A 16,321-nucleotide genomic window follows, 5' to 3' on the forward strand; every position below is an offset into this window, starting at 1 on the left:
CATATTAATAAGTATCTAATAATTAATATCTGAGTAAATTAGGAACAATATTATTTTTTGATAAAGGATGATCATTAAAGAATTTTATTAAGAGAATAACCAAACAGGTGATGATGTGATTTGGGTAAATTGTTGTCATAAAGAAAAACATACCAGCACTAAAGATATTCTACTGCAGTATCACAATCTCGTTGATGTATCGCCATTTGAAATACTATCAACAATGACTGGTTTTGAATTAATTTTCATTGAAATACAAGACTCACAATCAAATGGCTTTAAATTATTACGTACCATAAAGCAGCGCTTTCCTGATGTGAAGATTGTTATTGTTTATCATGATTTAGACGCTGAATTGGCTGTGTCTGCTTTGCGATCTGGTGCTGAAGATATTTTATCGAGTAATGCAATCCGTCAAAAAGTTGATGCCTGCTTAACGCGCTTACATACCCATGACGATAATATGATAAATGTTGAAGATATTTCTCAGCGAGAACTTTCGATCCTTCCTGCTTTAACAATTATCGATAAAGATATCAGTGCCCCCTTGCGGGAAGAAGAGTTAGCAAGTGCGTGTCAATTTTCATCGACGTATTTCTCTCGTTTATTTCACAACATAATGGGAGTGACACTCAAGCAGTACATTATTAAAAAGCGGTTAGATTTAGCTTGTGGCCTCTTAAGTTCAGATCAAGAAAAAATATCAGCCGTTGCCTCATCTGCTGGATTTAAAGACGTGTCTTACTTTTCAAGAGTATTTAAAAAGCATATTGGTTGTTCCCCTGGTGAATTTCGTGCCAGTCGTCAAAAAAAATGAATTTTTTTGTAGTAAATTTAATTAATAGTTGCCTAACGAACATCTTCATTGCAGAGTATTTTAACGTCACCGTTACTAATATTCACAATGACAACATACCATGAACTGCTGGGAACAACAGAAGACTTCACAAGAAGTGATATCAAAAAACGTTATAAATTGTTATCTCATCGATTGCATCCTGATAAATCAGGTTCTGTTATTTTAATGCAATTAATCTCGCATGCTTATAATGAAGTATTATGTGGTAATGGTAATAGGCATTGCGAATTAACCCATATTAATCATGAAAAAATATTATTAACAAAGAAGTATGCAGAAAAAGTAAAGCAAGAGTTAGCACTGCAAAAAAGAAAGAATGTTGAGTTAGAACAACAAGTCTTAGAATTAAGAAAAAAATTAGAACATCAATCGTGTGAGAATAAACGATTAACGGAAACGTTAGAAAAGAAACAAAGAAAAAAGATTGTTAGTACAGTGCTGCCTTATGAAAATAAGACGTGGGAAAAAAGATATCGAATAATTAAATATGGATTAGTTATATCTTCTGTTGTATTAAATGTTGGATTAGCAGTTGCCGCAATAACACTTACCAAGTCTAATGTTGTTGATCGTGTAATTTTCAAAAGAGAAAATAGGTTGATAGAGCCATCGGTAGTTCCACAAAAAGTCGCTGTTGAAGAGCTTATTTCCCCTAAGCCAGAATTAACGACATATCGACCGTTGGATCTAACACAAATCGTCGGAGAATGGCGTTTATTCCAACCAATAGATCGGTCACCTTATATTGCTATACGTAATCAAACAGGTTCTTACATTGTGCAGCGCTGTGATCTCCAATTTTATTATTATGCCAATATGACTCAGCAACGAACGGCATTACCCGCTAATTTACGTTTTATGTACCAGCAGCAGAATTTTTTGGTTTATAACATTGCCTATGGAATAGGTTCAGAACGGGATCATTGGGTAAATAGTCTGAGTATTAAAATTAACAAAGAGTATTTTTCTAATACCTCTTTTTTGGATTCTAACAATATAATGAAACAGCACTGTGCTAGGGGGTAGCTTATAAATAAAGCCCAATGTCTCACTTGAAGTGATAACATTGGGCTTTGTTTTATTAGGCCGTTTGTAATGGCATTACATGTTGCTGTTTAGGTTTCATCAATAGTGTAAAAGCTGCAGGCACAAAGTAGAAAGAAAGTAATGTGGTCAATACTGTACCGCCAGCAATGGTGACGGCAAATGGAGGCCAAAAACCACCACCTTCTAACATCAGAGGAATAAATCCACCAACGGTTGTAATCGTGGTTGAGGTTATATGTCGCGTACAACTCATTACGGCAATATGAATGGCCTGTTTATCGCCATTTAATGCATTAGGATCTGCTTTTAGCTCGGAAAGGATGACAATAGCGGCATTTATTGCCAAACCAATTAAACCGAGTAAACCAATAATGACGGTAAAGCCAAACGGATAATTAAACAGCCATACTGAGAGCAGCCCTAACCCTGATGCCATAAAGCCAACGGTGAAAATGATCAAACTTAATCTAAAGGAATTAAATGAAATCACAACCACCATGATCATGAGTGTAAATACCATGGATAAATTGGTGATGAGGTTGCCTACAGATTTATTTCGTTGTGCAGATTCCCCCCCAATTTCAACAGTATATCCAGCAGGTAATGTCGTCATGTATTGATTGAGCTTTACTTTAAATGCATTCAATGCTGTTTGCGGTAAAACACCGGCTTCTAAATAACCTTCAATAACATTAATGCGTTGACCATTTCGATGTGGTATTGCACCACGTGTTGGGGTCAGTGATAGATCAGCAATGGATGAAATAGCAATACCTGAAAACTGCTCACTTGCATGGTTATTAACCACTGGAATATGAAGGTTTGCTAAGTTCGTCATATTTTCGCGAGAGAGGTTATCCACACGAACACGAATAGGGATTGCTTCTGCACCTTCGATAATATTGCCGTTAGTGATCCCAATCAGTGATGCTTGCAAGAGATCTGCGATTTGAGAGAGGTTTAAACCACTTAATTGGCTGGCTTGTTCATTCACATCCACACTGACTTTCGGTAAACCTGATAATAATGTTTCACGGGTATGCGTGACATTTGGCGTACTCGCCATCAATAAGCGGATATCTTCACCAATGGTTTTCAACATATCAAGGTTATTGCCGTATAAACGTACTTCAAGTGGCGCATTAAACGGAGGGCCTTGTTCTAACTTACGTATTAAAATTTGCGCCTCTGGGATCGCTTTATCTAATTGCTTTTGCAGTTTAGGGATCAGCGTATTAGCAACTTTAAAGTTAGTGGTTTTGATCATCGCTTGAGCAAAGTTAGGTGTGCCTTGTTGGTTGGCGACCATGTTGTAGTAAAACGAGGGAAAATTAGTCCCAATTAACCAATTAACTTGTTCGATATCCTTATATTCTTTAAGTAAGTGATCGATTTTTTTCGTGGTTGCTTCTGTTGCATTGCTACTCGCTTGTGGCGGTAAAAACACTTGGATCTCGAACATATCACGATCAGAAGGTGGGAAAAATTGTTCGGTTAACTGAGATGCACTCCAGATACCAACAAAAGGTAATACTGACATTGTAATGAGCGCTAATAACGGACGCTTAATTGCCATTTTTACGGTATTGCCAAATGCATTGGCAAGCCATGGTAGGGTTAAGCCTGTTTGGTACCATTCATTATGTTGGGTTTGTTTAGGAAGCCAACGCGCTGCAAATCCTGCAACCAGAGTATGAGCAATAAGATAAGAACCGATCAGAGAAAAAGATACGGTGATAGCAATAGCACCTACAAATTCACCAGCAGGACCTGGCATTAGGAAAATAGGGGCAAAGGCAAGAATGGTTGTTAGTGTTGAACCGAGTAATGGTATCCATAAATGCTGAATAGCTTTTAAGGCTGCATCGATTCGTTCAAGACCTTTCTTACGATAATGTTGAATAGTATCTACCATTACAATCGCATTATCGACCATGATCCCAAGCGCAACAATCAACCCCGTTACCGACATTTGGTTCATCGGTAACCCAGTAAAATGCATTAAAGCGAGGGTGAATAAACAAGTAAGTGGTAATGATAGTGCAACAATAAACGCAGATCGGATCCCAAGCGTAATAAATAATACGATTAAGATGAGCGAGAAGCCGAGCAATAAATTGTGGGCTAAGTCAGTAAGTCGAACTTGGGTATAACCTTGCTGCTCAAAGATACGATTGAGTTTTATATTACTCGGAAGCTCTTGTTCAAATTGAGACAGAAAGTGATTAACGTTTTTTGTCCACTGATCAACGCGTAGATGAGGCTGCATACGCGCAGCAACAATAACAGCGAGCTTTCCATCGATAACAGCTATCTCAGCTGCTGGGTTTGTTTGCTGACGTTGAATGGTGGCGATATTTTCTAACCGCACAAGATGACCGTTACTATCAATAGTGATAGGTACTTGTCTGATACGGTCGAGTGAGTCTAAAGAATCGGCAATTTCTAAACTAAATCGACTTTGTCCATTTACCAGTTCACCGGCAGCATTTTTTGCATCTGCACCTTGTATGGCAGAAGAAATAGAAATGGCTGAGCGTCCTAATGCACTAACGGCAACAGGATCAATTTTTACCACCACTTCTTCTTCGGGTAAGCCATATTCATCAACAAACTCTGTACCATTAAGTGCACGTAGGCGGTTACCTAGTTCAATGGCATAACGGCGTAGAGTGAGTAAATCTGTGGGAGAGCGACCTTGCCAAGTAAGCGCGGTAATGACGGTAAAGGCATAAGAATGATCGCTGTCTAAATTAGGAACAGAAGCACCTTCTGGTAGGTTCGGTGTGATATCAGAGAGTTTATCTCTTGCATCAGACCATACTGGTTCTGAATCGGTAACGCTGTCTTTTAGTTCTATACTGACAAGCGAAATACCCGGACGAGAAACCGATGTAATGTTATTAATATCATCTATTTGTCGTAGTTTATTTTCAATTTTCTCGGTAACGAGCGCTTCAACACGTTCAGCCGTTGCCCCCGGATAATGGGTTATAATTGAAGCGTTACGATTATTAATAATTGGGTCTTCAGCTCTTGGCAACGAAGATAAAGCAGAAAGACCACTCACGATCAATAAAGCGACAGCCAAAACCAGTAGGCGGGTATTAGAAAGAATACGTTTCATTTTAAGCCCCATTATCATCAGTTAATGCTGGCTTGGTGGCTGTTTTTTGTTTTGGTGTTACGCTTGGGGTTATGGTTACGATTTGGCCTGGTACTAAACGATGTAATCCTGTTGCGATAATCTGTTCGCCTTCATCAACGGCACCTTGGATATAGGCTTTATCATTTGCAGCATAGAGGAGTTGTACTGAGCGTCGTTCAACTTCCGGCCCCGCACCATTTTCAACAACCGCAAAAATATTCCATGTACCGCGTATACCGTCAGTTAACGCTGATAAGGGAACCCAAAATCCTGCTTGCTGTTGTGTATCGTTGTAATTGAGATACGCTAATTCACCATTAATAACATTGGCATTCGTTGGCAATGAAAAACGGAAATTTATTGCACGACTATTAAGGTTCACGGTAGCACCCGGATTGAGCAAAGTGACAGGGTATGTATCTTTACCCACCCGTACTGTCCATGTTTTTTGTTGGGTCACGCCTTGTACCTTGTCGATAGGAATACCGATATGTACTTCTTTGTTTTTATTCGCCAGTAGAGTAACAGTAGGAGAGCCTGCGTTTACAACATCGCCATGGGAAACATGACGGGCGCTGATGACCCCACTGTAGGGAGCAATAATGGTGGATTTCACTAACCGTAGTTGGTTTGCTGCAAGGGTCGCTGAGAGTTGACGATAGTTCGCTTGAAGCTCTTTACGTTGGCTTGTCAGGCTATCTATGTCCGATGCCGCGCTAAAGCCTTTGGATTTGAGTGATTTTTGGCGTTTTAAATTAGCATTAACTAACTCAAGTTGCGCTGATATTTGAGCTTGTTGGGCTTTTAATTGGTCGGCTTCAGTGGCAAGTAATAAAGTATCGAGCGCTAAAAGAGGATCACCTTGCTGAACTGTGTCACCCACATTGACATAAATACTGTCAATTTTACCGCCGAGTTCAAAGCCAAGGTTTGCCTGTTGACCTGCTTGAACAAATCCAACGTATTCACGCTCAATCGCAAACTCTTGTTGTTGCTTGAGTTGATGAGTGTCTACACTAAGCAGTTGTAATGATGCTTTATTTTCTTCTTTTGCTGGCGCATCACACCCAGTTAGCGTAGCAGTGCTCATTATCACATATAACGCTAAAGAAGATTTGGTTATCCGTTGCATTAATGGCTATCCTAATATTAAACTAGACTGGCAAGTCCATATGACTAAAAAGTATACCATTCAAACTAGACTGTCTAGTTTGAATGCGTGTATTTATGTAAATAATTAGCATTTATGTGCTCGTAGGTGGAAAATTGCTAACAGCAAGAAGTCAATTAAAGAAACAACAAATATTAGATGCGGCGACTGAGCTCTTTACTCAACATGGTTATGCGATTTCTATGGATAGCATTGCATTGGCTGCGAATGTTTCTAAACAAACGGTTTATGCGCATTTCAAAACTAAAGATGATCTGTTTGAAACGTGTATTCGTGCTAAATGCATGGAAAGCCAGATGGATAAATTGCCATTAGATGATAGAAGAAAGCCACGAGATGTATTGTGTGATTTTGCTAAACGTTTTCAAACGATTTTACGAACAGAAGAAGCTATTTTGACCTATAGAACAGCGATTCGTCAGTTAGAATCGCATCCTGATCTGGCTAAAGTGTTTGTTTCTGCCGGACCTGAAACGACTATTGAAATGTTGGCTCAATACTTATCTGTTCAACAGCAACAAGGTGTGTTGAATTTTTCAATTTCAGCCTCTGACGCAGCGATGCAGTTATTATTAATGTTGCATGGTCGAATGGTATTTTTAGCGCAACTAGGTCAACCTTGTGATATGACAGAGCAAGAAAATGATGCTTATATTGAAAGCTGTGTTGATTTATTTATGACAGGTTACGCCGCAAAAAAGTAACGATAAACGATTGAGAAGGGATTTAATCAATGGATATTAGTAAATACAAAGCAGTCATTTTTGATATGGATGGAACCTTAGTGGACTCTATGCCAGCTCATATTTATGCTTGGCAACTCACGTGTGAAGCGCACAATATTCCTTTTGATCACGATTGGTTTTATACCATGGGCGGTTCACCAACCTTAAATACGGCAAAAGCTCTCATTGAAAAATATCAGTTAGATGTAGATCCTGTTTATCTTGCTGAATCAAAACTCCATCACTTTGATGATATTACACATAAAGGTGAGGTGATAACGGGGACTTTCGAGGTATTGAAACAAGCAAAATCGAAAGGTATTCCAACTGCAATAGGGACGGGATGTCAGCGTCGCCACACTGAAGAAATTTTAACCAGTGCAGGCTTAATGCCGTATCTTGATGCTATTGTCACTGCCAATGATGTTACACAGCATAAACCGCTTCCTGAAACGTTCTTATTAGCGGCACAAAAATTAGGTATTGCAGTACAAGATTGTGTGGTGTTTGAAGATACCGAATTAGGTTGCCAAGCAGCTAAATCGGCAGGCATGGACTGTTATTTAGTCGCTGGTGGAGAAATGAAAGAATTCCGCCCTGCAAATATGTAGTGTTAACTGAAGATCAGTTATGCTTGCGCGCCTACTCGCTTAATACCGACGATTATGACCGATAAAAAATCAACGCATCAACGTGGAACACATAAACCACACCCGAATAAAGGCCAGCCTTACACTATTTCTGAAACGCGATTTTGGTGCCAGCGTTTAGCAAAAACAACCATCAGAGCACTACATATTTTAGGGGTTGCAGTATCTAGTGCTGGTTTTATGTTCGCTGTTGATAAAGCACTTTGGATCAATTGGTGGGTTTTAGCCATGATGAGCGGTGTTACCATGATGTCGCTAGAAATTTATCGTTCAAAACTATGGCTCATTCAGCTTAAAGGTATTTTAACCTTTGTTAAATTATTCATGTTGTTATCTATTATTTGGCTTCCAGCACATCAAGCACATATCTATATAGCAGTGATTTTACTTTCAGTATTTATTGCCCATGGTCCAGCGGGATTACGTCATTATTCTATCTGGCACCGTAAACGCATTGATGAGAAAAAACAGTTGAATGGATAGATTATTACAACTGTTCTTATAGCAATAAAAGCAAGGATGCTGAATTAGACTTACACTAATAGGAGCGAGTGTGTTGTTATCAATAGGAAGGCATTATGGGACACCGCCACATTGTATTTTATTCTATTGTCATCACTGTAATTGTTCTTGTTGTGTTTGCGTTAAGGGAACAAGAAGTACATCAACAAAGTATGGAAGAAAAGTTAGCCTCCGCGATAGAAAAACAGATCTTACCCCCAGATAAAACCTTACCTAATACTGATCAGAAATTACCTTATTACCTCTATGGGCGAGCGGATTTAAATAATAACGGTAAAGAAGAAACCTTTGTGCTTATGCAGAGCGAACGTTATTGTGAGAAAGATGAGTGTAAGGCCTATTTATTTGATGACCAATATCAATTAATGGCAAAGTGGGAAAAAATTCAACAACCTGTGTTGGTAGGTGATGATACGAATAACGGTTGGAAAGATATTTTATTAACATCTAATAATCAAACGTATATCATTCAATATTCAGATAAAACCTATAATGAAAAGATAACGACAGCAGCTAAATATACGGATAAAGCACAAGCGTTAGAAGCCGTAGGATTAGCAATAGATAGTGAATATTATCAAGCGAACGGGACTAATTTAGAGCTTGATTACAACCAGCCGATTTTTGATTGTCAAACCTGCTATTTATTTAGTTATGAAGAACTTGATAATGCTAACAGTCAGCAACATTACTTAGCCGTGAATGTTGCGACTGGCAGTGTTAGAAGGGTGAATGACTCTCAAAATAAACAGTGAAAGTAGATTTTTCTGAACTGTAAACCTAGCTTATTTTAATGGAAATGCTTGTTGATAACATAGCCACAATTCTAATTGATTAATATCTTCTTCAATTAATGAACATAGCATATCAGCCGAATGTTCATAATTATCCGTATCAATATCAATAGGTTGATCTATCTCATATCGTTGTGGGAATCGTTTTTCAATGTCAGAAAGCTGTTTAATCCACTTCTGGGTATAGTTATTATCATCAGGAGTATTCAGTCCAAGCTTGGTTGCTAATAAAAGTGAATCACTTAAACGGCGTAAGATAACCAACAAACTCTTCCAATCTTGAGAGGTACGAGGGCTAAGATTTGGTTCTTTTAGTAAATTAAATATCTCAGCTTTAAGGGCATAATAATTATCCTGTGCTTTGTACAGGTTTAGTTTCTGCTCAAACAGTGGCTTATTGAGTACTGTTACATACAAAATCTGTGAGCGTATCATGCGTGCAATATAGAGATCTAACCAACGCATTGTCCAACTCGGCGCGACAAAATAATTAATAGAAAAGGCAATGGTTACACCAAATAAGGTATCAATAATACGATAAAACGTCACATAGGTATTATCCGGTGAGAGTAAGCTGATAGAGAATACAATCATCGATGTTAACCAGAATACGTGAATGTCATAGCGCTCTTTATGGTATGTGGTAAAAGCAAAAAAGACAGAGATGCTAGTTAGTATAATCAAGTGTTGATTTGGAAAAAAATATAAGCATACAAAGCTATATAAACCGCCTAATGCAGTACCATAAAAACGATGCCAAATGCGGTGGTTAGTTACACCTATTGACGAGGTGAGTAATACAATAAAGGCTGTTAATGAAATCCAATAACCTTGAGGGATTTGATAGAAAATCGTTAAAAATTGCGTAATCGCTAATGTAATGGCTATTTTACCACCGTGTCGCCATTCTTTAGATTTAAGATGTAAAGCATGCTTAAAATTACGTAAAAAGGACACCGTATCTGAGGTGAAAAGATAAATATTTTTACTGTAATCGAGTGTAGAAAAGGTTGAGAAATTATAACAGCGCTTAAGTTGTTCTAATAAATCGACAATGTATTGGTTGTTTTTATGTTCGTTGACATCAAAGATCGCTGTAATTTGCTGGTGGTGTTTGATTTCTCTCGCAGCTTGCTCAATCCAATTAGATAAACGGCTGCGTGTATTTTCTTGTAAATTGAAACTTAAAATACGCTCAAGACTAATTACATATTCAGCAACTTCAAGTGAACGTTGTAAATCCATACGCACTTGTTCAGTTCGTTTAACTGAAGTAATTGAATTGCTGTAGTAAGCGACTTTGTGCGCGCATAAATAAAATTGCTGTCGTTTCTCTTCTAGAACAGATTCATCATCGGTTAAACGGACTGTATTTAGCCAGTCAGCAAGAGTAAACGTCACTGAGTGTATATGGTTTTGTAAAATACGTCCTTTGAAAAAAGGCCATAAGATCAGTGACGTTAGTATTACACTGCCTGCGGCAAACAGGTTCGCGAACAGAATGATGAAAAAGGAATTTTCGGTGCTCGCAAAATGAATGGACATAATGTAAGTGAAACCAAAATTATAACCAAACGAACGAATATGCGGACGTTGGTTAGACATCAAGCCATATACAATTGCAATGCTACATAATGTAATGGCGCTAAGCCATAAGTTATCAAAGACACTAAAAGCGAGGTAGGTTGATAAAGCGGTTAAAAGCACTGAGATCAATAAGATTTGTAAGCGCTTTAAATAGGGGAGATCGCGCGCTTGAGTGCCGAGTAGCCAAGCGGTGATGAGTCCTGATATTCCAGCAGCGGTAAAACCAAAAAAATAGAATAAGCCGAGTGACATCACCATAGGAATGGTAATGCGAATAGAGTCAGGTATATCTGCCGCATTAGAAAACCAACGAGACCATAGAGAGCGAAGAGAGTGCTTTTTCATTAGTTACAGTACAAACGCAAGAAATATAGAGATGAGTTAGTATAAAACTAACGGAATTCGTAAGAGGTATATTATAGCGTAATGTATGCCCATGAAAGAGGCTTTACAAGAGGATTCTCAGTATAAGACTTATTTAGTGCTTATTAGTTAAATATTGCAGCAAATAAATGCAATAAAGCCCTTGTGTTAAGGGCTCTAGAAAGTGGCGACATTAAGCTGATTTTAAGAGTAGTTGGCCAAGGTAGTTCATCGAAAATGCAGCATCTTGCGCTGCGGTATTAACTTTAGCGATGTATTTCTCTGCTCGTTCTGGATCATCTTTTAGGCTAGCTTTGATCTTGCTGATCATTTGCTCTGCCATTTCAGTCTTTTGCTTACAATCATTAAATAGCGCAGAAATAAAAGAAATTTCAATTTCTCCGCCTTTTGCGAACAACTCAGCGGCAATGTTATAAACTGTATGGAATTTGTTCGCAGCATCTTTTTTATCTGCTTCCACTTCCGATTCCCATTCAGATGACCAAGTCTTAAAAATAACGGCAATCTGCGAATTAGCGGCGATTTTAATTTGTTGCATATTGAGTTCCTAGCGTTGTTCGATAAAGCATAATAATTCAGCTTAATTACGGATAAAAGCCTTTCTTACCGAAAAGCAAAATCGATGGTAGATCTCTTTATGCTTTGTTTGATTGTTAGCCATATTTACTATTAACAACCAATTATCAGCGGATTTACATCACATTATTTATCTAAATTTGCACTTTCTTGTCATTTCTATTGCGAAAAAGCTTGCTTGCGACACTGTAACGTTTTAGCTTGAAGTTAGCCGATAATTTATATTAATGGCTGAAAGCTAAGGAGGAACTTATGATTCAAGTGAACTTCGATTTAGCAAAAACGGCGTACAATAAAGTGCTTAAATACCCATTTGGAGGTGAATTAGAGCAGCATGAATATTTAGCTCTCCGAGTATTTCGTTGGGATCTCGCTCGTGCTGGAATGCAAATCGATCGTGCGTTTGATTTGCGCTTAAAACGGTGCGGTTATCGAAATATTGCTACGCAGCCAGCTAAAGCACATCGACCATTGCCTGCTTGTGTTATTGATAAGATGAGCGAGGCGTGGAAATTTCAAAACGGTTATATCTAATGTTTTATTCTCTTCAATAGTGGCTAAAGATATAAACTTTCTTTAGCCCTTTTTCGTATTGTTGACTAATTAGCTAAATAATTAATTGATAAATAGAAGGGAAACAGCATGCAAGTGGTTAGTAATAATCGTTTTATTTTACGACTTATTTTATTAATAAGTTCGATCCTTTTTACTTCTCTTGTTACAACATCAGCGAATGCTTCAAGTTGCCCAACGCTCTATCAACATCCTTTAAAGAAACTCAATAGCGATGAGTATTATGATTTTTGCCAGCAATTGACTGGCAAAGTGGTATTAGTGGTGAATACGGCTAGCCAATGTGGTTTTACACCTCAATTTAAACAGCTGGAAGAATTATATAAAAGGTATAAAGACAGGGGATTGGTGGTTATTGGTTTTCCATCTAATGACTTTAAGCAAGATAGAGGTAGCGATCAGCAAACGGCTAATATCTGCTATAGCAATTATGGCGTAACGTTTCCTATGATGACAAAAACAAGTGTTAAGGGAAGTAAGGCCAATCCATTCTATAAACATTTAATCGCACAGTCTGGTAAGTCGGTTGGGTGGAATTTCCAAAAGTATTTATTAAATAAACAAGGGCAAGTAGTCGGCGTATTTCCATCAAGTCTATCACCAACAAGTGATGAAATGGTTGCTGCAATTACGCAACAATTGAAGATGTAATATCGGAGATTAGAAAAGAAAAAAGCCAGTATTGAATATCAATACTGGCTTTTAAAAGCGCTTATAGATTATTTAGTGAAATGGTTACCGTGTTTACGGCGCGCTTTCGCAATGGTATCTGGGTGCCATGCACCGTCAAGATCTTCAAGCTCTGGGAATTTAGAACGGTCAAACTCAGGCGTTTTTCCTTGTTTTATCTGATGCTCGTAATCTTTAATAACGCGGATAGCTAATTTTGATAAGAAAATTAGCGCTACGATATTAACAAATGCCATTAAGCCCATGGATGCATCAGCTAAGTTCCATACCACAGGTAGAGAAGCGACTGAGCCAAACATCACCATGCCTAGTACACACAAGCGGAAAAGCATCAGACCTTTTTTGGTATTACCATTTAGGAACATGATATTTGTTTCAGCGTATGAGTAGTTTGCAATAATTGATGAAAAACAAAATAACAAGATTGCTGCGGCAATAAAGTATGTTGTCCAGTTACCTAATTCGTTAGACAGTGCGGTTTGTAATAAGCTAATACCTTGACCCGCATTTGGCATATCCATCACACCAGAAAGCATGATCATCGCAGCAGATGCAGTACAGATAACAATAGTATCAACAAATACACCTAGCATTTGTACAAAGCCTTGTGAGGCTGGGTGGTTAGGGTTTGGTGTTGCACTTGCTGCGATATTAGCAGCCGAGCCCATACCCGCTTCATTTGAGAACAAACCACGTGCAATACCGGTTTGCATTGCTTGTGAAATTGTAAATGCGACACCGCCTGCAGCCGCTTCTTGCCAGCCAAATGCACTCTTCACAATAAGAGAAAGAACAGCAGGGATTTCTGTGATATTCATTATTACGACGATAACAGCAATAGCGAGGTAACCAATTGCCATCACAGGAACAATTTTAGCTGATGCTGAAGCAACACGGCGAAGACCGCCCATAATAAAGAAAGCAGAAAAGATGACGAGTACGATGCCTTGAGTTGTTTCATTAAAACCAAAAGAGTGGTGAAGCGCATCTGTAATCGTATTTGCTTGAACTGCGTTAAATACAAAGCCAAACGCGATAATTAAGCAGATAGAAAATAGCGTTCCCATCCAACGCTTGCCTAAGCCCTTTTCCATATAATAAGCAGGGCCGCCACGATATTGACCATCAACGTCTTTTACTTTGTATACTTGCGCAAGAGTGGATTCAATAAACGCGGTTGCCATACCAAATAAAGCTATAACCCACATCCAGAAAATAGCACCAGGTCCACCAATGCTTAAGGCTACTGCAATACCTGCCATATTACCGGTACCAACACGCGCCGCCATTGATGTACAAAATACTTGGTATGAACTGATTCCATTTTCAAGTTCACGGCCACTTCTAAGCACCTTAATCGCATGTCCGAATTGACGGATTTGTATAAAACCTAAACGTAGAGAGAAATAAATACCCACGCCTACGAGTAAATACACTAATACTTGTCCCCACAGTACACCATTGATTGAACCAATGATTGCTAACAGACTATCGTTAATAGTTGTAAGCAAATTTTCATTCGTAGAATTCATAATTTTTCCTGTAAATAAAACTTAATCATCAAGATAATTAAGTGAATAGGAACATTCATATTTAGTGAGTGTTCTTAATTTATCGGCTTGTATGATGGTATTTTTTATAATTAATATGAATGAATATTCTATAGTGAACATATCACAACCATCTCACCGACTTAGCTGCTCTAAAGGCGATGAAAGGTAGCACGAATCACTAAAAATCCAAGTGGGTTTATATCACAAAAAAAGAATCAATTCTATGTAACGCGTTACATTTCGCTGTGTGTTACAGTGTTTTATTTATTTTAATCAATTAGTTATATTTTTGTATGCGGTGATAGTGAACTTACTCAAATAAACACTGTGCATTATCACAGGTTAAGAATATTCGAGCGATTTAAGATTTTTAAGTGGCATTTTATTTTTTGATAAGCGCGAGATAAGAGAATTAACAGTAGATTGAGAGGAGTGTAAATGGAGATAAATAGTCATATATATGATTATATTGAATGACATTTACACTGTATAAGAATATACATGTGAAGAGTAAGGGATAAACAATGTTTATCCCTTTTATATTATTTACCAGAATCTTCGATATAAATTATTTTACGGCAGTTTCCGTAAAACGCTCTGCCTTTTGGACCAGCATTAAGTAAATCAACAATAGGTTTACTCAAATCGATATCTTTTCCTAAATTAAGGCGTACTTCATTGAGGTATTTACCCTGAGTACAAGATAGACTGATACGATCAACGGCATTGTTACCAAAGCTGGCAACGAGTTTCTTCTTGAAACTAGATACAGAAACGTTACGACCTATATTGTCTTTAATAAATAAGCCAATAGGAGAGGCGTCTACTTTTTCAACCAGTTTTGTTGCTGTTATAAAGTAGTCGTTAGCATCACGCGTTTGACAAGTACCATGTTTCTTCCACTCATATTCACCAAACTTTGTTTGGTAATAGAAGTTAGGCATCCACGGTGCAATTTGGTTTATGGTATTACGAGAAAGGTCTAATCGAGCGTAACGATCACAGTAACCATAGGTGGTTCCGCAACTGGCTTTATTCGGCCACAAGCCATGCAATGTTAGGTTGGTGATTTTTAACTTACCATCGTTAATTGCATTACATTCAGGCTTTGTACCTTTATAGCGAAAGTGTTCACAAAAACCTGGCTGCCAAGTAAGTGCTAAGACATAAGAATCAAAATCTCCCACAGTGCTGCAACTTTTACGAGAGTTCGAATATTTGTTGTCATGCTTTTTGACGGGGGCGCTGATGCTTTGGCTTAAATCCACAGTACCGCAATCTTTACTTACCCAGCGAACAGCAGGTTTAGCATCTGGCACAAGTATATGAACCCAGCGATAATCGCGTTCATTGAGTGCCTTTATTTGATATTGTTTACCGACGACAAGTTTAGTGTCGTCAGGGTTCGTTTGCTTACGAAAGGATTGGAAGGCTTCGCAATTTTGTGTTGCTGTAAAACCACCAGATGTGGCAATAGAGGCATAAGAGCCAAAACTAGAGAAAGAGAAAAGTGTACCTAAGCAAAGCGCTGTTAGTGTTTGTTGATGTTTACGCACAGTAAAACCTATAACAAAGATGATATGGCGCTAACTATAGTCTATTATTTTATAAACCTTAATAGTTGTGACTTTTTGTCATTGTAAAAGTTAGATTTTAGCTATCGACCAGTCTATCTAGACAAATCTCAATTGAAACATCATGATAGTGACAATAATCAATATGTGATTCTGGTTATAAATATGAATGACGAGTCATTATTGTGCCCTTTTTTTTTGTACAATTCTATTAGTGGCCAGTGTGTTCTAAGTTATGAATTAAATTTTTACTTAATTATGTATTCACAATCATCAAAACAGAGAGTAATATCTGTCTAAGTAACACTCCCTGTTATACGAAATTGTAAATTTCAATTATAATTAAAGCATAAGACCTACTTGGTGAACAACTCATTAGTGTTTACAGTTATCATCCCACGATCCTTTGTTGGGAGGTTAATATCATTAAGACTAAATATGTAGAAACTAATGCAAAATCAAGCTTGG

Annotated in this window: 14 protein-coding genes; 8 read left to right on the forward strand and 6 right to left on the reverse strand. The window is 37.9% G+C overall.

Annotated features, from left to right (window positions below; genetic code table 11):
• Positions 1 to 115 precede the first annotated feature (115 nt).
• Together C9J42_RS06635 and C9J42_RS06640 are read left to right on the forward strand one after the other, a co-directional pair.
• Positions 116 to 817 carry a DNA-binding response regulator gene (locus C9J42_RS06635; RefSeq protein ID WP_107205868.1) on the forward strand — a complete coding sequence of 234 codons (702 nt, stop codon included), beginning with the start codon at positions 116 to 118 and terminating at the stop codon, positions 815 to 817.
• An 87-nt stretch (positions 818 to 904) separates the two neighbouring features.
• Positions 905 to 1,885: a DnaJ domain-containing protein gene (locus C9J42_RS06640; protein WP_107205869.1), complete on the forward strand. Its 981-nt coding sequence runs from the start codon at positions 905 to 907 to the stop codon at positions 1,883 to 1,885.
• A gap of 55 nt (positions 1,886 to 1,940) precedes the next feature.
• On the opposite strand, the gene C9J42_RS06645 is transcribed toward C9J42_RS06640, so the two are convergent.
• Positions 1,941 to 5,033, reverse strand: coding sequence for an efflux RND transporter permease subunit (locus tag C9J42_RS06645; protein ID WP_107301807.1), 3,093 nt, complete (start codon positions 5,031 to 5,033; stop codon positions 1,941 to 1,943).
• A gap of 1 nt (position 5,034) precedes the next feature.
• The gene (locus C9J42_RS06650; RefSeq protein WP_107205871.1) at positions 5,035 to 6,186 is read right to left on the reverse strand and encodes an efflux RND transporter periplasmic adaptor subunit; all 1,152 of its coding nucleotides are present in this window, start codon (positions 6,184 to 6,186) and stop codon (positions 5,035 to 5,037) included.
• A gap of 134 nt (positions 6,187 to 6,320) precedes the next feature.
• On the opposite strand from C9J42_RS06650, the gene C9J42_RS06655 reads away from it, so the two are divergent.
• From C9J42_RS06655 to C9J42_RS06670, 4 genes are all read left to right on the forward strand, one after another.
• Positions 6,321 to 6,929, forward strand: coding sequence for a TetR/AcrR family transcriptional regulator (locus C9J42_RS06655; RefSeq protein WP_107205872.1), 609 nt, complete (start codon positions 6,321 to 6,323; stop codon positions 6,927 to 6,929).
• A gap of 29 nt (positions 6,930 to 6,958) precedes the next feature.
• On the forward strand, positions 6,959 to 7,561 hold the full coding sequence (locus C9J42_RS06660) for an HAD family phosphatase (protein WP_107245317.1): 603 nt from the start codon (positions 6,959 to 6,961) through the stop codon (positions 7,559 to 7,561).
• Positions 7,562 to 7,615: 54 nt separating this feature from the next.
• A complete protein-coding gene (locus C9J42_RS06665; RefSeq protein WP_107205874.1) occupies positions 7,616 to 8,083 on the forward strand; it encodes a hypothetical protein in 468 nt (155 codons plus the stop codon).
• Positions 8,084 to 8,178: 95 nt separating this feature from the next.
• Positions 8,179 to 8,877: a hypothetical protein gene (locus C9J42_RS06670; RefSeq protein WP_107301808.1), complete on the forward strand. Its 699-nt coding sequence runs from the start codon at positions 8,179 to 8,181 to the stop codon at positions 8,875 to 8,877.
• 30 nt (positions 8,878 to 8,907) lie between these two features.
• Here the strand turns inward: C9J42_RS06670 and C9J42_RS06675 are convergent, their stop codons facing one another.
• Positions 8,908 to 10,848, reverse strand: coding sequence for an FUSC family protein (locus C9J42_RS06675; RefSeq protein WP_107205876.1), 1,941 nt, complete (start codon positions 10,846 to 10,848; stop codon positions 8,908 to 8,910).
• A 211-nt stretch (positions 10,849 to 11,059) separates the two neighbouring features.
• Positions 11,060 to 11,425: a hypothetical protein gene (locus tag C9J42_RS06680; protein ID WP_107205877.1), complete on the reverse strand. Its 366-nt coding sequence runs from the start codon at positions 11,423 to 11,425 to the stop codon at positions 11,060 to 11,062.
• 290 nt (positions 11,426 to 11,715) lie between these two features.
• Between C9J42_RS06680 and C9J42_RS06685 the strand changes: the two genes are divergently transcribed.
• Together C9J42_RS06685 and C9J42_RS06690 are read left to right on the forward strand one after the other, a co-directional pair.
• A complete protein-coding gene (locus C9J42_RS06685) occupies positions 11,716 to 11,997 on the forward strand; it encodes a hypothetical protein (RefSeq protein ID WP_005367462.1) in 282 nt (93 codons plus the stop codon).
• Between the two features lie 108 nt (positions 11,998 to 12,105).
• Positions 12,106 to 12,687 carry a glutathione peroxidase gene (locus tag C9J42_RS06690; RefSeq protein ID WP_107245314.1) on the forward strand — a complete coding sequence of 194 codons (582 nt, stop codon included), beginning with the start codon at positions 12,106 to 12,108 and terminating at the stop codon, positions 12,685 to 12,687.
• 68 nt (positions 12,688 to 12,755) lie between these two features.
• On the opposite strand, the gene C9J42_RS06695 is transcribed toward C9J42_RS06690, so the two are convergent.
• Positions 12,756 to 14,258 carry a sodium:alanine symporter family protein gene (locus C9J42_RS06695; RefSeq protein ID WP_107205879.1) on the reverse strand — a complete coding sequence of 501 codons (1,503 nt, stop codon included), beginning with the start codon at positions 14,256 to 14,258 and terminating at the stop codon, positions 12,756 to 12,758.
• Positions 14,259 to 14,821: 563 nt separating this feature from the next.
• Positions 14,822 to 15,835: a ribonuclease T2 gene (locus C9J42_RS06700; RefSeq protein WP_107301809.1), complete on the reverse strand. Its 1,014-nt coding sequence runs from the start codon at positions 15,833 to 15,835 to the stop codon at positions 14,822 to 14,824.
• Positions 15,836 to 16,321 lie beyond the last annotated feature (486 nt).

It is taken from the genome of Photobacterium sp. GB-56 (genome assembly GCF_003026105.1).
Lineage (GTDB): Bacteria > Pseudomonadota > Gammaproteobacteria > Enterobacterales > Vibrionaceae > Photobacterium.